Source organism: Streptomyces sp. NPDC048392, from assembly GCF_043200575.1.
Lineage (GTDB): Bacteria > Actinomycetota > Actinomycetes > Streptomycetales > Streptomycetaceae > Streptomyces.
Genome location: NZ_JBICYB010000002.1, coordinates 364143 through 383776, shown reverse-complemented (window position 1 = coordinate 383776; position 19634 = coordinate 364143). Strand labels below are relative to the sequence as shown.

Annotated in this window: 13 protein-coding genes; 4 read left to right on the top strand and 9 right to left on the bottom strand. The window is 71.6% G+C overall.

Annotation, left to right across the window (positions count from 1 at the left end; all coding sequences use genetic code 11):
• Window positions 1-19 precede the first annotated feature (19 nt).
• From ACGFYH_RS05680 to ACGFYH_RS05660, 5 genes are all read right to left on the bottom strand, one after another.
• A complete protein-coding gene (locus tag ACGFYH_RS05680; RefSeq protein ID WP_393801836.1) occupies window positions 20-7546 on the bottom strand; it encodes an SDR family NAD(P)-dependent oxidoreductase in 7527 nt (2508 codons plus the stop codon).
• A gap of 109 nt (window positions 7547-7655) precedes the next feature.
• Entirely contained in the window at window positions 7656-7859 is a 204-nt protein-coding gene (locus tag ACGFYH_RS05675; protein ID WP_393801835.1) for a hypothetical protein, read from the bottom strand.
• Window positions 7860-8434: 575 nt separating this feature from the next.
• On the bottom strand, window positions 8435-8953 hold the full coding sequence (locus tag ACGFYH_RS05670) for a GNAT family N-acetyltransferase (RefSeq protein ID WP_393801952.1): 519 nt from the start codon (window positions 8951-8953) through the stop codon (window positions 8435-8437).
• A gap of 176 nt (window positions 8954-9129) precedes the next feature.
• Window positions 9130-9876, bottom strand: coding sequence for a LuxR C-terminal-related transcriptional regulator (locus ACGFYH_RS05665; protein WP_393801834.1), 747 nt, complete (start codon window positions 9874-9876; stop codon window positions 9130-9132).
• On the bottom strand, window positions 9873-11165 hold the full coding sequence (locus ACGFYH_RS05660) for a PspC domain-containing protein (RefSeq protein WP_393801833.1): 1293 nt from the start codon (window positions 11163-11165) through the stop codon (window positions 9873-9875). Before ACGFYH_RS05660 ends, ACGFYH_RS05665 begins: the two co-directional genes overlap by 4 nt.
• Before the next feature lie 180 nt (window positions 11166-11345).
• On the opposite strand from ACGFYH_RS05660, the gene ACGFYH_RS05655 reads away from it, so the two are divergent.
• Together ACGFYH_RS05655 and ACGFYH_RS05650 are read left to right on the top strand one after the other, a co-directional pair.
• On the top strand, window positions 11346-12713 hold the full coding sequence (locus ACGFYH_RS05655; protein ID WP_393801832.1) for a PspC domain-containing protein: 1368 nt from the start codon (window positions 11346-11348) through the stop codon (window positions 12711-12713).
• Window positions 12700-12945, top strand: coding sequence for a hypothetical protein (locus ACGFYH_RS05650; RefSeq protein WP_393801831.1), 246 nt, complete (start codon window positions 12700-12702; stop codon window positions 12943-12945). The genes ACGFYH_RS05655 and ACGFYH_RS05650 overlap by 14 nt, the downstream gene beginning before the upstream one ends.
• 79 nt (window positions 12946-13024) lie before the next feature.
• On the opposite strand, the gene ACGFYH_RS05645 is transcribed toward ACGFYH_RS05650, so the two are convergent.
• The 3 genes from ACGFYH_RS05645 to ACGFYH_RS05635 all read right to left on the bottom strand — a co-directional run bounded on the left by ACGFYH_RS05645 (window position 13025) and on the right by ACGFYH_RS05635 (window position 16239).
• Complete coding sequence (locus ACGFYH_RS05645; protein ID WP_393801830.1) at window positions 13025-13540, bottom strand: DoxX family membrane protein; 516 nt, start codon at window positions 13538-13540, stop codon at window positions 13025-13027.
• A gap of 332 nt (window positions 13541-13872) precedes the next feature.
• The gene (locus ACGFYH_RS05640; RefSeq protein WP_393801829.1) at window positions 13873-15168 is read right to left on the bottom strand and encodes a hypothetical protein; all 1296 of its coding nucleotides are present in this window, start codon (window positions 15166-15168) and stop codon (window positions 13873-13875) included.
• A gap of 267 nt (window positions 15169-15435) precedes the next feature.
• Window positions 15436-16239 (bottom strand): class II aldolase/adducin family protein, encoded by an 804-nt coding sequence (locus ACGFYH_RS05635; RefSeq protein WP_393801828.1) that lies wholly within the window; start codon window positions 16237-16239, stop codon window positions 15436-15438.
• A gap of 144 nt (window positions 16240-16383) precedes the next feature.
• On the opposite strand from ACGFYH_RS05635, the gene ACGFYH_RS05630 reads away from it, so the two are divergent.
• Complete coding sequence (locus ACGFYH_RS05630; RefSeq protein ID WP_393801827.1) at window positions 16384-16866, top strand: pyridoxamine 5'-phosphate oxidase family protein; 483 nt, start codon at window positions 16384-16386, stop codon at window positions 16864-16866.
• Window positions 16867-16869: 3 nt separating this feature from the next.
• Here the strand turns inward: ACGFYH_RS05630 and guaA are convergent, their stop codons facing one another.
• Window positions 16870-18450, bottom strand: a complete 1581-nt coding sequence (gene guaA / locus ACGFYH_RS05625; protein WP_393801826.1) for a glutamine-hydrolyzing GMP synthase — start codon at window positions 18448-18450, stop codon at window positions 16870-16872.
• Window positions 18451-18972: 522 nt separating this feature from the next.
• Here guaA and ACGFYH_RS05620 point away from each other — a divergent pair.
• Entirely contained in the window at window positions 18973-19260 is a 288-nt protein-coding gene (locus ACGFYH_RS05620; protein WP_393801825.1) for a chorismate mutase, read from the top strand.
• Window positions 19261-19634 lie beyond the last annotated feature (374 nt).

Sequence of the window (19634 nt, the reverse complement as noted above, 5' to 3'; positions counted from 1 at the left end):
TGGCACAGCCCGGGGGAGTTCAGTTGCCGGTGCGGGCGGGGTTGCCCAGGCGGGCCAGGACACGGAGTGCGAGGTCGGTCAGATGGGCGGCCCCGGTCAGCTCCACCACGGGCAGGTCGCACCCGATGCTCTTGCCGATTGCGCCGGAAAGCTCGACGGCCATCAGGGAGTCGACGCCGAGCAGGTCCAGTCGACGGGAGCGGTCGATGCGCTCGGGGGTCGTCTGCAGGATGGCGGCCAGGAGTTGGGCGAGCTTGTCTTCGACCACCCGTACGGTCCCGGCGGCGCTGGTGGCGGCCAGCGTGTCCCGCCACTGATCCGCGGTGTCACTGTCACGGCGGCCTTGGAGGAGAGGGGCCGTGCGGGGGGCGGTCAGGGTGGGCATCACGTGTTGCTGGAGCCTGTCCCAGTCGAAGAAGCCGACGGCCGCAGTGGCGGCGGGGTGGCTCAGCAACTCGTCCAGGCGGGTGAGGGCGTCGGCGGCGGTGAGGTGGCCGAGGCCGATTGCCGTCATCTCCTCGGAGCGGCCGTTGCGGTGTACGTATCCGCTGTCGGTGATGGCTCCCCACTGGACGGCAAAGGCCGGAAGACCCGCGTTTCGGCGGTCCCGGACCAGTCCTTCCAGGACGAGGTTGCCCGCGACGTAGGCCGCCTGCCCGATGTTGCCTGCCAGGGCGGCCGCCGAGCTGTAGACGACGAAGAAGTCCAGTGAGCGCTCGCGGGTGAGGGTGTCCAGGAGCAGGCCGCCGGTCATCTTGGGGGCGAGGACGGCGCGCAGGCGGTCGTCGTTCAGCTCGGCCAGGGGTGCGTCATCGAGGACCATGGCGGCGTGGATGACGCCCGCCAGCCGTCGCCCGGAGGTGTCGATGTCGTCCAGGACGCGGCGCAGCGCGGCTTCGTCACTGATGTCCGCCGCATGGACGGCGGTGTGGGTGCCGCAGCCGCGCAGGTGGGCCAGGAGCTGGGCGGCTTCCGGTGCGTTCTCGCCGCGGCGGCTGATCAGGGTGAGGTGGCGTGCCCCGCGGGCGGCCAGGTGGCGTGCGGTCGCGGCGCCGAAGCCGCCGAGGCCGCCGCTGACGAGATAGGTGGCGTCAGGGTCCAGTACCGGCCGGTCGGCTGGGTGGTGTAGGGGTACGTCCCCGTCGAAGGTGACCACGATCTTGCCGGTGTGCCGGGAGTGCTGGAGGTTGGTGAACGCCTCGTCGATGCGGTGGGCGGGGTAGCTGCGGTAGGGCAGCGCCGTGTAGTCGCCGGCGTGAACGGCCTTGGTGAGGGTGCTCAGGTGCTGGTCCATCAGGGGCGAGGGCCCGCTCATCATGGGGGAGAGATCAACCCCGAAGAAGGTCAGGTTGTGCAGGAAGGGGGCCAGTGGCAGCGAACTGTCCAGGAGGAAGTCCCGCTTGCCGAGTTCGAGGAACCTGCCGTGGGGCTTGAGCAGGCCCACACTGCGCACCAGGGCTTCCCCGGCGAGCGAGTTGAGGACCACATCGACTCCCGCTCCGCCGGTGAGGTCTTTGACCTGCTCGGCGAAGTCGAGCCGACGCGAGTCCAGCACGTGTTCGACGCCCAGCAGACGCAGCAGGTCTCGTTTGGCCGGTGTGCCGGCGGTCGCGATGACCTGGGCTCCGATGCGGCGCGCGTACTGCAGGGCGGCCAGCCCCACTCCGCCGGCAGCTCCATGGATCAGCAGCGTCTCGCCGGGCGTCAGGCGGGCCAAGTGGTTCAGACTGTGGTGCACCGTGGCGAATGCCACGGGCAGTGTGCTGGCGGCTGCGAAGCTCATCTCCGTCGGCAGCGCCATGACGCGGTCGGCACGTGCGAGCGCGTGGGTACCGAAGCAGCCTTGCGCCAGCCCCGCCACGCGGTCGCCGACGGCGACGTGGGTAACGCCGGGCCCCACGGAACTGACCACTCCGGCGCATTCGAGGCCGACGTCCGCGGTGTGCGGCATCCGGCTGGACGCGACGGCCGGGACACGGCCTGTGGCGATCATGATGTCGCGATAGTTCAGGGCAGCCGCAGCGACAGCGATCACGATCTCGCCGGCCTGGGGTGTGGGCACTTCGGCGAGCCGCCAGGTCAGCCGGTAATGGAGGCCGGGGTCGTCCAGGGTGAGGGTGTAGCTGCTGGAACCGCTCCCGGTCACCGGCGGGGACAGGGGGCGCACGACCGTGGCGAACCGGCCGGCGGGGGTGAGCAGTACCTCGTCTTCTTCCGGCCGGGCCAGCAACTCCTCCACCACACGGTCAGCGAGCTCCTTGTGCTGCCCCTCTCTGCGCGCTCCCGTGAGGGCGATCCTGCGGACCTTCAGTTCCGGGTGCTCGTTCGCCAGCGTGCGCGCGCCTCCCCATGCACCGCCGTACTCCGCCGCAGGCGGCGCGGATACGGCGGCCCGGGAGCTGGTGGCGATCAGCCACACGTTCAGGTCGCGGGCAGGGGTGTGCTGTTTGCAGGCGGCGCTCAGAGCCCGGAAGACCGCTAGGTGGCGTACCGCTGCGTCGGTCGCTTCGGCCGGTGACGCGGCATTGCCTTCCTCAGAGAACAGAACCAGGTCGGTCGGTGGCTGCTCCGAGCACAGCAGACCCTGCCACGACGCGGTGGTGTCGTCGACAGACGTCGCCTGGACGGCCTCGGCGGCCGCGCGGCCGCGCAGGGCGGTCACCACCGAGCTCTGTGCCGGGCCCGGGCCCTGCCGGTAACCCGGCAGGGCGCCCACGAGCCACCGGCGGGCGGGGAGCGCTTCGATGCGGGGAGCTGGGGCAGGGGGGTGGGAGCGGGGCCGTCGGGCGGTGAGGAGGACGGAGTGGTCGCTCAGCGCGAACGACGCGGGGTCTCCCGTCTGGGCGGTGCCGGTGAACCCGGACGCGTGCAGGATGTCCTTCCAGCGGTCGTGTGCCAGCAGCGGCCCGTCGGGCCGCAGGTCACGGTCGGTCGCTGACCAGAACGTGTCCAGCAGCCCGAAGACCGGTGCGAGAGCCTCGTGACTGTGGCTCTCAACTGCCAGCAGGTGTCCGCCGTCGGCCAGCAGGTTCGCGACTCGGCGCAGCGTGGCAGCGAGGTCGGTCGTGGCGTGCAGGACGTTGGAGGCCACCACGATGTCGAAGGAGGAAGGGGCGAAACCCTGTTCAACGGGCTCTGATTCGAGGTCCAGGACCCGGTAGTCGACGAAGTCGTACGCGGCGAAGCGGCTCTTGGGCTGAGGGAAGAAGGCGGAGGAGACGTCGGTGAAGGTGTAGTGGGCGCGCTCGCGCGGCAGGTGAGGCAGCAGGGCGGCTGTGGTGGCGCCGGTGCCCGCGCCGACTTCCAGGATGCGCAGGGGGCGGTCCTGCGGCCAGCGGGCGATGGCGCTCGCCATCAGCGTCGCTGCGAGCCGACCGTGGTAGGCGAGAATGGGCGCGCCGTCGTAGAAGCGGTCCGCCATGGAATCCGTCTCGGAGAAAAGCAGTTCGAGAGGGTCGCTCTGCCCCCGCAGGACGCGCGCGAGATGCTGTCCGCATGCCCCGTAGGCCAGCGCCGTTGCGGCCTCACCCGGGAAATCACCGAGCAGCGCGGCGAACAGCGGCTCCGGGGCGGGCTCCTTCGCCAGACGCCAGCGGCCCGGTCCCTCACGTCGCAGCACCCCGTGCTCGGCGGCCGTGTCGAGAAGCGTGCGCAGGAGCAGGGTGTACTTGGCGTCCGCGCCAGAGGCGATGAGTGCTTCGACCGTTACTGCCCGGGCGCCGGGGAGCAATTCGCGTACTGCGGCGCCGGTGAAGTGCCCGGCCACCTCCATGACCCTCGTGCGGAACTGGTCGTAGGGACTCGCCGTCCACGCCGCGGTGAGCGTGGCCATCTCCTGCACGCAGGCGGCGAAGACATCCGCCGGCGCGGGCAGAGGCGCCGGCCGCGCGGCCTCTCCCGGCAGGGGGGCGGCGCGCAGGACTTCGGTCAGTTGCTGGGGCTGGCGCCTGCCGCCCGCCTCGAAGCGGCGCAGATGACAGCCCAGCAGTTCCAGGGCGACCGTTCCGTCGAGGTTGCTGACGGTGATGTCCCAGACGGCTTCCTGCCTGCTGCCCGACCGGGCCCGCACATGAATGAGCCCCTGTGCAGGCATCGGGCGCCAGCAGCGCACCGTCTCGATTCCGGAGGGCAGGTAGGGGCAGGAGTCGTCGTTGACGGCGGCGAGCAGGGGCATACCCGCCTGCAAGGCACCGTCGAGAACAGTCGGGTGGGCTTGGTGGCCGGGGGCCGCCTCCATCGTGGCCGCGTACTCCGCGAGAATCTCCCCCTCTCCGGTGTGCAAGGCGGTAAGCGGTCGGAAGGCGGGGCCGTAGGGCAGACCGGCGCGGGCACAGGCGCCGTAGTGCTCCGCCGGGGACAGCAGCCTCGTCAAGCGGGAACGGATGTCGCCGACGGCAAGGGCTTGCGGCTGGTCGCGCAGCAGACGCCGCACGCGTCCGCGTGCGTGTTCGCTCCAGTCCTGGTGCTCGCCACTGCGGCTGCTCACCGCGAAGGCACCATCAGAGCCCAGGCTTGTCGAAAGGTGAACGTCCATGTCCGGGTCGTCGAACGGCAGCACCAGGGCTCTGTCGAAGGTCAGGCCGGTGATCTCGGCGGGTGCTTCAAACACCTCGAAGCCGGCGGCCAGTGCCATGTCGGTGTAGGCCGCCGCCGGCCACACGACAGTTCCTTGGACGGTATGGTCGGCCATCCACGCCAAGGCATCCGGATCGACCTGCTGGCGCCACGCGGGGTTCGCGACCGATTGGCGAGTGCCCAGGAGCGGCTGTCGCACCGGGGTGGACGGCTGCTGCCCGGACTCTTCGAGCCACCAGTCCGGATGGCCGTTCCAGTGCCGTTCGCGCTGCCACGGGTAGACTGGCAGGTCGACCACCGCGCCCCGCTGCGGGAAGAAGACCTTCCAGTCGACCTGCGCGCCGACCGCCAGCAGACGAGTGAGCGCCGCGTCGAGGGCTGCCGGGCCGGGCTGGACGCGAGACATCGTCGAGGCGACGGCGACGTCTTGCGCGTTGTTCGCCGCCACACGACGCAGGTATCCGCTGAGTACAGGGTGCGGGCCGACCTCCACCAGGACGTCGCACCGCAGTTCTTGGTCGACCAGCACACCGACGGCTTCGGCGAAGCGGACCGGCTCGCGCACATTGCGCCACCAGTACGCCGCATTCAGCTCCGTACCCTTCACCGAGCGCCCCGTCACGGTGGAGATGAGCGGAATACGGCACTTCGCCGGACGCAGGTCGGCCAGTGCCTCGGCCAGCGGCTCCTGGATCCTGTCCATCGCGGGGGTGTGGAAGGCGTAGTCCAGGCCCAGGTCACGGAAGAAGACGCCCTCGGCATCCAACTGGGCACCGAGCGCTTCCAACGCTGCCGCCTCGCCCGCGATCGTCACATCCTGATCCGAGTTGACGGCGGCGACCACCAAGCGCGCGGCGTACCCCTCGTCAGCAAGCAGCTTCCGCGCCGCCTCCCCGCCGAGACCCACCGCTGCCATCCGGCCCGCGCCCACCGTCGCCGCCTGGGCGCGGCAGCGTTCGGCAACCACCCGGCACGCCTGCGATCGGGTCAGTGCCCCCGCGCAATAGGCTGCCGCGACCTCGCCCACGCTGTGCCCCATGACCGCTACAGGCTCGATTCCGCGCGCGGCGAGCGCTGCCACCACACCAGCCTGCACGGCGAACAGCAACGGCTGCGTCACCTCGGTCCGCTCCCAGCGTCCCGGATCCGCCGACGTCGCGAGCTCCGCCTCCACCGACCAACCCAGCAAAGGCGCCAACTCGCGATCCACAGCCGCCACCTCGGCGGCGAACGCCGCGTCCCCGCTCAGCAACTCGGCTCCCATGCCCACCCACTGGGCACCGTTGCCGTTGAAGACGAACGCCACGCGACCGCGCACGACCGCCTCTTCCACGGCGACTGCCGCAGCCGGCCTGCCCGAAGCGACCGAGCGCAACGCGGCCGCCGCCCCGATGGGGTCCTCGGCGAGGACGGCGATGCGTTGCTCCCGCCCAGCCCTACGGCGGCCGGCGGTGAACGCGGCATCGTAGAAGCGCTGACCGGTGCTCTCGGGGTGTTGCCGCGCCTGGTCGTCGAAGTGAGCGGCCCAGTCCTGCGCGGCGTCCCGAAGCGCCTGCGCGGTGCGGGCGGAGACCACCACCGGCAGACGGGTGCCCTGCGCGACGGACTTCCGGCCCGACGGCCGCGCGGGTGCGGGGGGCGCGGCCAGGACGACATGGGCGTTGGCGCCGCCGAAGCCGAAGGAGTTGACGCCCACCACCCCCATACCGGTCCTGGGCAGCGACCGCGCTTCCACGACGGGTTCCAGCCCCAGAGCGGCGAAGTCGATCGCGGGGTTCTGCGGCACACCGTGCAGCGTCGGCGGGATCCTGCCCTCCCGCAGCACCAGCAACCCCTTGAGCAGGCCCGCGACACCTGCGGCGGATTCCATGTGTCCGATGTTGGATTTCACAGATCCCACCAGCAGCGGACCGCCGGTCCGACCAGCGCCCAGTGCCCGCCCCAGGGCATCACACTCGACCGGGTCACCCGCTTGAGTCCCCGTGCCGTGAGCCTCCACATACGCCACATCACTGGGTTTGATGCCCGCGCCTGCGTACACCCGCTGCAGCAACGCCGTTTGTGAACGGGCGCTGGGCAATGCCAGACCAGCAGTCCGTCCATCGGCGTTGATGCCGCTCGCGAGGATCAGCGCATGCACCCGGTCCCCGTCCGCGAGCGCCGCGGACAACGGCTTCAGGAGCAGCACCCCCGCGCCTTCCGAGCGCACGTACCCGTCCGCCGACGCCGAGAACGGCCGGCACCGGCCTGTCGGCGACAGCATCGAGGCGCCTGAGAAACCCGCGAAACCCGCAGGGCTCAACAACACGTTCACCCCACCGGCGATCGCCAGCGGGCTTCGACCCGTGCGCAGCGCCTCGCACGCATGGTGCACCGCGGTCAGAGCCGAAGAGCAGGCGGTGTCCACCGCGTTCGAGGGCCCCTGGAAGTCGAAGACGTACGAGAGACGGTTGGCGGTATTGCAGGCTGCCGAACCCCCCATGGTGTAGGGGTTGTACGTGCGCAGCCGCCGCGCCTGCAGATCGGAGTAGTCGTGGGAGGAGACCCCGATCACCACGGCTGTATCACTGCCGGCCAGCGCAGCGGGGTCGATCGCGGCGTCGTCGAACGCCTCGACCGCGCACTCCATCAGGAGCCGCTGCTGGGGGTCGATGCGGGCGGCCTCCTTGGGAGCGATACCGAAGTAGCCGGCGTCGAACGACGCCACATCGTCGAGAAACCCGCCCGCGGCTGTGTAGGACTTCCCCGCCCGCCCGGCGCCGGTCACGACGAAGGCTCCGGTGTCGAACCGGTCGGCGGGAACCTCCCCCACCAGATCCCGTTCCCCTTCAAGGGCCGCCCACAGACCGTTCAAGGACCGAATCCGGCCGGGAAGGCGTAGGCCGACGCCCACCACAGCCACCGCGTCTCCGGGCAGACCATCAGCCGCCGAGCAGGGAAGCGGCTCGGTAGCGTGAAGTTCCACAGTCATGGCAAAGCTCCAGAAGATACGCAACAGGGGATTCGCTACCAAACAGGCAGGCGGTCGTCCGTATAACGACCAAAAGCTGCACGAGTCGCGTTCGATCGGGAATCGCGTGTCATCGTCCGCCGTGAGCCAGCCACCAAGCGGAGGTCTTGACGCGCTGAGCGTCGACGATGCAGGCCGTCGGCTCGGTGCTGCGGCCTTCGAGGGGGCGGATCAACTTCCGCTTGCCGGCCACTGAGTCGTCCGAGAGTGTCCCGTCCTTCTGCCAGCGGGCGAAGTAGGCGCGACCCGTCTCCCAGGGCGATCTGCGGATCAAAGCCGTCAAGTCACACTCGGGGTCGTCATCGGTAGCTGTTGTCCCTCCGCTCCTGAGGGTTCTGCGTCGAACGGGAACCTCGATCGGGTGATCGCTACTGGCCGTGGACATGAAGGCAGGGCCTCTTGGTAGCTCGGGGTCGCGGAGCCAACCGAGATCCGGAGACCCTGTTGCCGCGGTTGTACGCACTCGCGCCGGTGGAGTTCAACTCGGCCGCACCGACGTGTGATGGTGGCGCTCACCGGTTCGGGAATGCGGCTGATCACCCGGAACGTGTTCGGCGGCATCCCTCGGACATGACAGAGGTGGAGTGGGCTGCTGTCTGATGACGAGCGCGTACCGCCACGCGAAGGCCCCGGCCGGCCGTGAGATCCGGACCGCTGCGTCCTCAGTGCCGATCGCCTCCGCAGCACGGTCACGGACGCCGATACCACCCTCCCGGAACGGCCACCGCTTGCCCGGGCGACGAGTCGGGCCGTGGTCTCGCGCTGGTGGCAGCGTTGGCGGCCGACCGGGGCGCACAGACGAGGGAACACGGCGTCGGCAAAGAGGTGTGGTCCGAGGCGGCACTCACGTCATAGCTCATCGTTCCGCCGTGAACCCTCCCATCTTGCGCGTGGAACCCGGCGGACAGGAACCTCGAAGACGACTTCGCGACCGTCCTCCTCGTCCCACTGCTCTCCGACCTCGACGAAGCCGAAGCCCGAGATCGTCGCTAGGGACGCCACGTTGTCGGGGCCTATCGTCGCCCGCACGGTCGTGACCGGGGTTTCGGCCGCTGCCCGGCGGAGCAACTCGATCAGCGCGGACCGGGCATATCCCCGGCGACGGAAGGCGGGAGCAATGGAGTAGCCGATCTCGACCATGCCGACCTCATCAGGTGGTCCGTGGAACCCGGCATGTCCGACGACGAGACCCTCGTCGCCGATGACCGCTTGTCGCACCATCCACCGCGCCTGGCCGGGATCGGCGGCCATCTGGGCGAGCCGGAACCGCCATAGCCACCGTGCTCTGTCGGTCACGAAGTACTCGGTCAGCGAAACCCCGGCAACCCTACCGGCTTCGGACAGGTCAGCATCGAGCAAAGCGGACATCGCCCCGCCGGATAGCTCGACAAAACGGACACGCTTCGGGCTCCGCGTGGACGGGCCCCGGTAGTCGAATTCATCTGTCACCTGCGGATGCTCGCCGACTCGCTCAAAGGGCGTCCACCGAATTCGAAGCAGCCTCGCACCCGCCCGGCGGCGTCATCCGGCACCTGTCCTCGCCGTCACACCAGTCGCCGTGCCGTCGCCCACCGCGTCAGCTCGTGCCGGTTGGACAGCTGGAGTTTGCGCAGGACCGCCGAGACGTGGGACTCGACCGTCTTCACCGAGATGTAGAGCTGCTTGGCGATCTCCTTGTACGCGTAGCCGCGCGCGATCAGGCGCAGCACCTCGCGCTCGCGCTGGGTGAGCCGGTCGAGGTCCTCGTCGACCGGCGGGGCGTCGGTGGAGGCGAAGGCGTCGAGGACGAAGCCCGCCAGGCGCGGGGAGAAGACTGCGTCGCCCTCCTGGACGCGGAAGACGGAGTTGACCAGGTCCGTGCCGGTGATGGTCTTGGTCACGTAACCCCGGGCGCCGCCGCGGATCACACCGATCACGTCCTCCGCCGCGTCCGAGACGGACAGGGCGAGGAAGCGTACGGGCCGTTCGGTGTCCCCCATCAGGGGCGCACAGCGGCGCAGCACCTCGACCCCGCCGCCACCGGGGAGGTGGACGTCGAGGAGCACCACTTCGGGGCGGGTCGCGGTGATGACCGTGACGGCCTGGTCGACGTCGGCGGCCTCGCCGACGACCTCGACCCCGGTCTCGGCGGTCTGGCCGATCTCGGCCTGCACTCCGGTGCGGAACATGCGGTGGTCGTCGACGAGCACCACCCGCACGTGGCGCTCCCCCGCGCCGCCGTTCGCCGGCTGCCGGGGCCGGGACCCCTCGCCCACTCCCGCCGTTCCGTTCGCCTCGGTCGGGTCGCTCATGACGTCTTCTCCGCCCTCTCCATTTCCAGTTCGACCTCCGTGCCGCCGTCCGGCACCGCGCGCAGCCGCGCCGTGCCGCCGTTGCGTTCCATGCGGCCGATGATCGATTCTCTGACGCCCATGCGGTCGGCGGGTATCGAGTCGAGGTCGAAGCCGGGGCCGCGGTCCCGGACGGACACGAAGACAGTCCTGCCCTCGACTTCGGCGAAGACCTGCACGGCGCCGCCCTCGCCACCGTACTTGGCCGCGTTGACCATCGCCTCGCGCGCGGCCTGCATCTGTGCGCTGGTCCTCTCGTCGAGCGGGCAGTCGCCGACGACGACCACCTCGATGGGAACGCCGTGCTTGTCCTCCACCTCCGCGGCATTGCGCTTCACGGCCTCGGCGAGGGTGGTGGGCTCGTCGTCCTCGTCCTTGCCGTTGCCCTCGGGTCTGTAGAGCCAGGAGCGCAGGTCGCGCTCCTGGGCCCGGGCCAGGCGGCGCACCTCGCCCGCGTTCTCCGCGTTGCGCTGGATCAGGGTCAGGGTGTGCAGCACGGAGTCGTGGACGTGGGCGGCGACCTCGGCACGCTCCTGCGCGCGGATGCGCATCAGCCGCTCCTCGGAGAGGTCCTGCGTCATCCGCACCAGGTAGGGGCCGGCGAGAAGCGTGATGCCGACGAGGACGGCGAGGGCCGCCTGGAGAACGGAGCCCAGGTGGGCGGCGGACCCCTGGAGGACGAAGATGCCGGTGACACCGGCCGTCACCAGCAGGACGCCGGCCACCGAGCGCAGCAGGGTGACCGTGCGCCGCTGGCGTCCCACCTCGGCCCAGCGGGCCCGGCGCGCGTTGTCCGCCTGGCGCCAGACGAGGGCGACGCCGGCGCCGACGAGCACGGTCGGCCAGAGGTAGGCCCTGGCGCCGCCGCCGAGGTCGACATTGCCCACGAAGACCAGGGCCACGACGACCATGAGGAGCAGGGCGACCATCTGCCCCTTGTCCGGTCTGCGGGCGACGAGTCTGCGGCGGCCGTCCGGCGAGGTCTCGGAGGTGACGAGGGACGGCGGTTTCTGCGCCTCGACGCCACCGACACCCAGCGGCACGAAGAACCAGAAGGCCGCGTACAGCAGCGCGCCCAGGCCGTCGGCCATGAACAGGCCGACGAAGGCGAACCGTACCCAGACGACGGGCAGCCCGAGGTGCCCGGCGAGCCCCCGCGCCACACCACCGAGCCAGCGTCCGTCGCTGCTTCGGTAGAGCTTGCGCGGCGGCCGCGGTTCGACGACGGGTGCTGCTGCGGCTTCCGGCATGACACCGATATTCACACGGGTCCGGAAGCCGGAGCATCAGGGTCGTTCCCCCAATCACCCCTGATCTTCGGGCCGCGGAGGTCTCGAACACTCCCCGGCCACGGGGTCAGGGCCGATATCAGGGTCCGACCAGGGTCGAACCGACTGCCGTCACGGCGCCGCGCCCGTCACCATGGACTCATGACAGATCACGAGCACGCCGCGACGGGCCCGCAGGACGCCGCGGGTGCCGCGGCGGGCTCGGGCGCGGCCGGTGGCACGGACGCCCCCGGGCCGCCGCACCGGTTCCGGCGCGACCGGCGGCACAAGTCGCTCGCCGGGGTGTGCGCCGGCCTCGGGCGGCAGTGCGACCTGGACCCGGTGATCTTCCGGATCACCCTCGCCGTGCTCTCCGCGACCGGCGGCATCGGCCTCATCTTCTACGGCTTCGCCTGGCTCCTCGTCCCCTACGAGGACGAGGAGGAGAACGAGGTGCGCAAGCTGCTGACCGGCCGGGTGGACGGCCAGGCACTGGCGGCCGTGCTCTTCGCCCTGGTCGGCTGCGGGATCTTCCTCACCATGCTGAACAACGGCGGCGTGCTGACCTTCGCCGTCGTCCTCTCCCTCCTCCTCGCGGGCGCCGGGTACTGGTCGCGGCAGCGCAGGACCCCCGAGCCCGACCCGCTCTCCGCGCAGGCCGCCGCCGACGCGCCGCCGGAGGCCCAGGCGCCCCCGATCATGTACACCTGGCCGTCCTGGTGGCGCGGTCCCATAGTCAAGGACGGCACCCACGACGGCGGGACGGGGTACATGTGGGGCCCGCCGGACTCCAGGGACCGTGACATCGCGGCGGCCGTCGCTATCGGCCGCGGGATACCGGGGCGCCGCGACCACACCGCTGCGGGCGACCGGCGCTCCCGGCCGCCGCAGACGCGCGGGCCCCGCGGCATCGGCGGCTGGGTGTTCCTCCTCGCCCTGCTCGCAGGCTTCCTCGGGACCCGGCTGACCTGGGACGAGCACCCGCTCGGCACCAGTCTGCAGACCGGTCTGGCGTGCGCGCTCGCCGTCTTCGGTCTCGGCATCGCGGTCAGCGCGTTCCTGGGGCACACGGGCGCCGGCTCGGTCTTCCTGGCGGTCGTCACGGCGGGCCTGCTGGCCGCAGCGGCCGCGCTTCCGGCGAACGTCGGCACCGAGTGGGTCCGGACCACCTGGGAGCCCGCGGTGGCTGCCGACGTGCGCGACCAGTACGACATCGGCGCGGGCAGCGGCACCCTGGACCTGTCCGGGCTGGACGTGGCCGAGGGGCGGACGGTGACGACCCGGGCCGATGTGGGCGTGGGCCGAATCCGGGTCGTCGTGCCGCGGGACGTGACCGTGCGGCTGAGCGTCGAGGTGGGTGTGGGCGACATCCAGCTGCCCGGCGACGACGGGAAGGACGTGGACGTGGCACCGGGCAGGCACGAGGAGATCACCCTGTCCCCCACGACGGGCGGCGAGGACGCAGGCACGCTCGACCTCGACCTCCAGGTCGGCGTCGGTCAGGCGGAGGTGGCCCGTGCTGCGTCATAGGTTCCAGCCCGGACGACTGGTGGCCGGTGTCTTCCTGATCCTGGCCGGCGTGATCCACGCGGGCGACGCGGGCGGGCTGTGGGAGGCACCGTGGTTCGTGGTGATCCCCGTCGTCGTGGGCGGGCTCTGCCTCGCGGGCGCGGTCGGGGGCGTGGCCCGGACCGTCCGCCGTCGCCGCGGAGCGCCCCGCTCGACGGCACCGGACGAGCCCCGGGCGGACCTCCCCCGCTGACGACGGTGCCCGGGGGCCCGGGGGCCGGCCCGCGCGCCAACAGCGCCCGCGCGGTACGGCCCGGCCCGGGTCTCCCGGGCTACCGGTACCCGCCCGTCCGTCGCCGGCGCCGGGAGCGCAGCGCGGCGTCCAGTGAGAGCAGCGGGGCGCCCGCGAGGACGAGGGGCAGCCAGGCCACGAGGTAGGCGAGATCGTTGCCGTAGTAGTAGGGGTCGGAGGCCCAGCTGACGGTCAGCCACAGGCTGAGCGAGATCAGCGCTCCGCCGAGCGCCGCGAGGCGGGCGAGCAGACCGAGCAGGGTGCCGATGCCGACGGCCAGCTCGCCCAGGGCGATGGCGTAGCCGAAGCCCGGCGGGTTCTTCAGTGCCAGGTCGACCAGGGCCGGGACGGCCGAGGAGTCGCGGACCGCGCGCATCATGTCGCCGACGGAACCGGCGCCCGCGTCCTTCATGAAGGCGCTGTCGGTCAGCTTGTCCAGGCCCGCGTAGACGAAGGTGACACCGAGGAAGATCCGTAGGGGAAGGAGGGCGTACCGGGTGGCGTTGTCCCGCCAGTCTCCGCCGCCCCGGGACGAGGTGTGGACATCCGTCCGCATACCGTGAGTCATCACTGCCAGCCGCCTCTCACCGCGCATGCCGAGACCCCACCAGACCATACGTACGGCACGGGGGCCCCGCTCAACCCTCCGGCGGCCGGTTTCTTGCTGTCGGTTCCGACAGGTCGCCGACCGTCGCGGGCGAGGAGCGGAAGGCAGACGCGCGGGCGGACCGGAGCCCTGTAGTGCCGGGGCGGACCGGAGACTTGTAGTCCCGGGGCGGAGGTGCCGGGGACGGACCGGAGCCCTGTAGTCCCGGGGCGGAGGTGCCGGGGGCGGACCGGAGCCCTGTAGTCCCGGGGGCGGACCGGGCCGGTGATGCCGGGCCGGTGTCAGTCCGTCACGTCGATCGCGTACCGGTTGGTCTCCGCACCCGCGCCGGTGACCACCTGGACGTCCACCCGGCCCGGTTCCACGTCCGCCGGTACCGGGACCGTCAGCAGGTCGTCCGCGGGGTTGCTGAAGCCGCCCGTCACCGGGACCAGGGGGACGTGGACGTTGACCGGTCCGATGCGGACGACCATCCGGGACAGGCGGTCCGCCCGCTGGGCGCCCGGCGGCACGAAGCCCGCGCCGCGGATCTCGATGTCGTCGCCCGTGCGGATCGGCGCGTCCAGGTCGCCGGCCTCCCGTGCCCGGACCACGGAGAGGATCACCGGCCGGCCGCCCTCCGCGTACTTCCCGGCCACGTAGGTCGCCGCCGACACCAGCACCACCACCGCGAGTCCCCACGGCAGGTCGGGCAGTTGTTCCGGGCGCCGGGCCAGCCGTACCGCCGCGAAGACCAGGGCGACGGCGCTGATCACGACGTACTGGATGTCGGCGAAGGTCCCGCGGCCCGCGTCGTCCGTCAGCAGGTCGGACGCGCGCGGCCGGTCGGCCCGCACCTTCTGCAGCCGCTGGCCCAGCACCCGCAGTCCGACCACCCGCCGTACCAGGACCGCGATCCCGCAGACCACCGCGAGCACGGTCACCGCACCGGTGCCGCGGCCGAGTTCGAGACCCGAGATCAGCGCGTCCCGCCGGTCGTGGCCCGAGGCCACCGCCAGCTGTCCGGCCAGCACGAGCACCGCGTAGGCGACGAAGAGGACCCAGGCGGCCGCCACGGCACGGGAGGTGGACAGGCGGTTGTCCTCGCCGATGACCGGCGCCAGCGCCCCGCCCCGGGTCCGGTGGAACCACGACGCCGCCGTCAGCGCGCCGGCCACCACCAGCGCCGCCGCGAGCCCGGCGGTGCGCGCCGCCGTCCAGCCCGCGCCGACCGCGGTGAGCGACTGCCCGAGCAGCAGCAGGACGACCGCCGCCCACACGGCGGCCGCCGTGCGACGGCCCAGCCCCGCGAGCCAGGCGCCGCCCTCGGCACGACCGCGTTCGGCGACGATCTCCGCGGACTGGGCCAGCTCCTCCGAGACCCACTGGCGGGAGGCGGAGGCCGAGTGGGCCACCGCGGCCGGCAGCCCCTGTCCGGCCGCGAACTCGTCGCGCCGCAACAGGAACGCGGCGACCGCCCTGCGGTGCCCCGCACGGGCACCGTGCGGGCAGTCCCCACAGGTGCAGCCCCCGCCGTGCGCCGCCTCGTACGCGCCCTTGTCCGAGCCGCTCCCGCGTCTCGCCTCCTGCACCGCCACGCCCGACGCCCGCCTTCCCGCATCCTGCGAAAGAAACCGTGAGACAAACCGAAAAGAAACTGTGGAAGATACTGTGGACAAGAAACCGTGAGAGCTTCTAAGTCCCATGGGACGACAGCGAATTGTGCCGTACCCGGACCCTTGCGCGCCCGGCGCCCCCGGTTACCTCTGCTCAGCGCGGGTGAGGCGCGGAGCGCGGTGTTGACCCGGCCGCGAGAGGCCCGGGACAACGCGCCACGACCGGCGTGGTCGCGGTGAGCGGAACGGTCAGTCGAGCAGGTCCGGTTCGCGGCGGCTGACCTCCTGCCACAGGGGCTGGTAGTTGATCCACGCCACCAGGTCGCCGCCGAGCTGCTCCCGGGTCGCCACGGCCTGCCGGTGGTCGATCAGCACCGGCCGGCCCGCCGCCTTCGCCGTCAACTGCACCTGGCAGGACCGCTCCAGCGACAGGAACCACCAGGCCGCCGCGTCGACCGAGTCGCCGACCGTCAGCAGCCCGTGGTTGCGCAGCACCAGTGCCTTGCCGGAGCCGAGCACCCGGGCGATGCGCCGGCCCTCCTCGGCGTCGACGGCGACGCCCGAGTAGGTGTCGTACAGGGCGTGGTCCTCGTAGAAGGCGCAGCTCTCCTGTGTGATCGGGTCGAGCAGGTCGCCGAGGGCCGAGAGCGCGCGCCCGTGCACCGAGTGGCAGTGGGCGACCGCGACGACGTCCGGGCGGGCGGCGTGGACCTGGGAGTGCACCGTGAAGGCGGCCTGGTTCACATGGTGGCCGCCCTCCACGACCTGCCCCTCGGAGTTGGCCAGCACGAGGTCGCTGACCTTGATGTGGGCGAAGGGCATGCCGAACGGATTGACCCAGAAGCAGTCGCTGTACTCGGGGTCGCGGGCCGTGATGTGCCCGGAGACCCCGTCCTCGAACCCGTACCGCCCGAAGACGCGCAGTGCGCCCGCGAGCCGTTCCTTGCGGTGCCGGCGTTCGTCCTCGACCGAGTCGTGCCTCGGCGGCATCGCGAACCGCAGCCGGTCGGTGGGCAGCGGCGGGGGCGGAGTGGCCCCGGGCGTCCCGTGCATGTGTCCTCTGTCCTGCCTGTGTCCTACGGGAACCGGTACTGCGTGTGTCTTACGGGCCGGAAGCTACCCGCGGTGCGGCCGGGAGGACAGTACCGGAGCCAATAGACGACAGAGGGTGTCGGTTTTCGGGTTCACACTCGGCGTATGACCTCAGGCACCCCTGTGAACTGGGCCGGTTTCGCCACCGCCGTACCCGCCCCGGCCGACACGGTCGGGGCGCGCTTCGGCGCGTACACGCACCACGTCCTCGCCACCCTCCGCAAGGACGGCTCGCCCCGCACCACCGGCCTGGAGGTGCGTTTCCTCGGCGGCGAGCTGTGGCTCGGCATGATGCCGGGTTCACTGAAGGCGCTCGACCTGCACCGCGACCCGCGCTTCGCCCTGCAGGCGAACCCGGGGGACGGCGCCGGCATGGGCGGCGGGGACGTACGGATCGGCGGCCGGGCGGTGGAGGTCGAGGACGCCGGGGCACGGGCCGGATACGCGGAGGAGGTGAAACCGCCGGAGCCGTTCCACCTCTTCCGTACCGAGCTGACGGAGGTCGTGCGGACCCGCGTCGAGGACGACAGGTACCTCGTCGTCGAGATCTGGCGACCCGGGGAGCCCCTGCGCACCGTCAGGCGCTAGGAGTCACTCCCACTCGATCGTCCCCGGCGGCTTCGAGGTCACGTCGAGGACGACCCGGTTGACGTCCTTGACCTCGTTGGTGATCCGGGTCGAGATCCTGGAGAGCACCTCGTAGGGCAGCCGGGACCAGTCGGCGGTCATGGCGTCCTCGGAGGAGACGGGCCGCAGCACGATCGGGTGGCCGTAGGTGCGGCCGTCGCCCTGGACGCCGACGGAGCGGACGTCCGCGAGCAGCACCACGGGGCACTGCCAGATGTCGCGGTCGAGACCGGCCGCGGTCAGCTCCTCGCGGGCGATGGCGTCGGCCTCGCGGAGCAGGTCGAGCCGCTCCTCGGTGACCTCGCCGACGATCCGGATGCCGAGGCCGGGGCCCGGGAAGGGCTGGCGCTGGACGATCTCCTCGGGCAGGCCCAGCTCGGCGCCGACCATCCGGACCTCGTCCTTGAACAGCTGACGCAACGGCTCGACCAGCTCGAACTCGATGTCGTCGGGGAGCCCGCCCACGTTGTGGTGGGACTTGATGTTGGCGGTGCCGGAGCCGCCGCCGGACTCGACGACGTCCGGGTAGAGCGTGCCCTGCACGAGGAAGGCGACCTCGGGGCCGTCCTCCTGGAGGATCTCCAGCTGCGCCTGCTCGAAGACGCGGATGAACTCACGCCCGATGATCTTCCGCTTCTCCTCGGGGTCGGAGACCCCGGCCAGAGCCTTCAGGAACCGCTCGCTGGCGTCCACGACCTTCAGCTGCACGCCGGTCGCGGCCACGAAGTCCTTCTCGACCTGCTCGGTCTCGCCCTTGCGCATCAGGCCGTGGTCGACGTAGACGCAGGTGAGCTGGGAGCCGACGGCCTTCTGGACCAGGGCGGCGGCGACGGCGGAGTCCACGCCGCCGGACAGGCCGCAGATGGCGCGCTTGTCGCCGACCTGCTCGCGGATGGCCGCGACCTGCTCCTCGATGACGTTGCCCGTGGTCCAGTCGGGGGCCAGGCCCGCGCCCCGGTACAGGAAGTGCTCCAGCACCTGCTGCCCGTGCGTGGAGTGCATGACCTCGGGGTGGTACTGGACGCCGTAGAGCTTCTTCTCGTCGTTCTCGAAGGCGGCGACCGGGACGACGTCCGTGGAACCGGTGACGGTGAAGCCCTCGGGGGCGGCGGAGCAGGCGTCGCCGTGCGACATCCACACGGCCTGCTCGGCCGGAGTGCCCTCGAAGAGGGTGGAGGACGGCTTGGAGACCGACAGGTCGGTACGGCCGTACTCGCGGGCGCCGGAGTTGTCGACCGTGCCGCCGAGGATCTGCGCCATCAGCTGGAAGCCGTAGCACATGCCGAAGACGGGGACGCCCGCCTCGAACAGCGAGCGGTCGAGGGTCGGGGCGCCCGGCTCGTACACCGACGAGGGGCCGCCCGAGAGGATGATGGCCGCCGGATTCCTGGCGAGGATCTCCTCGACCGGCATGGAGCTCGGCACGATCTCGCTGTAGACCCGCGCCTCGCGGACACGACGGGCGATGAGCTGGGCGTACTGCGCGCCGAAGTCGACGACCAGGACGGTGTCGGGGGCGGCGGCAGCGGGAGTCGCTGATGACACGGGGTGCCTTCCGGCGGTCGGGCGGGGAGCTTGTGCTCCCGATTCTACCGAGCTGGGCAGGTGACCCGGCCCCGCGCCCACCGTCCCGCTTACCGTCCCGCCCGCGGTTCCTCCCGTGGTCCGTCCTGCGGCCCTCCCGCGGCCCCTCCCGCGGCCCCTCCCGCGGCCCTCCCGCGCCCCTCCCGCGGCCCGTCCCGCGGCCCCTCCCGCGGCCCGTCCCGCGGCCCCTCCCGCGGGCCGTCCGCGGTGTCGCCGTCACCCGCCCACCCGGGCCCCCACGCGTCTCACCATGCGAACCCGCTTGGACACCGACCGTCGCCGGGGCATACTGGCCCCATGCTCAAGCACCAGGCGTTCCTGTTTACCTATGGCAACCGGCCCACCGGCTGCCATGGTCGTGCTGCTTGAGCAACTGACGAGCGACTTCCCAGGCGCCCCGGGCCGACAAGGTCCGGGGCGCCTGGCGTGTGCGGACCGTGCCGGTCCGAGGTGCCGCCACCCTTTCGGCGAGGAGCCACCGACATGACCGTCACCGCAGCAGACAAGACCGGCGCCCACACCACCGAGGCCGCCGACGTGATCACGGGCGCCCGGGAGCGCATCGACGCCCTGGACGACCGGATCATCGGGCTGATCCAGGAACGGGTGGCCGTCTCCGCCGTCATCCAGGAGGCACGGATCACCTCCGGCGGCCGGCGCGTGAACCTCTCCCGCGAGATGGAGGTGCTCGACCACTACCGGCAGGCGCTGGGCAAGCCGGGCACGGCGCTGGCGATGACGGTGCTGGAGCTGTGCCGGGGGCGCGTCTGAGGGCGGCCCCCACGCGGCCGCATGCTCGTATCCGAGTTCGGGCGTCTTCTCACCCGTACGGCGCGTGACCGGTGCGCGAGCGGCCTCGTTGGTCCCGGTGTCCGTGTCAGCCAGGGGCGGGCCCGAAAGAACCACGCGTGGCTCGCTGGAGCGATGAGACGTGCGGATCGTGCCGTACGTCGTGGGACCTCGCTCCAGGAAGTGACCGGACGGCAGGGGACAGCAGCCCGGTCACCCAAGAGAACGGCCGGCTCCGGGGACGCCCGGGGCCGGCCGACGGAACGGGTCCGCATCAGGACCGAACGGTTGCGAAGGCCCTCCCCGTCCAGCACGGTGCGGTACGGGCGGGACAAGGGCCTTGTCCTCTGCGCAGC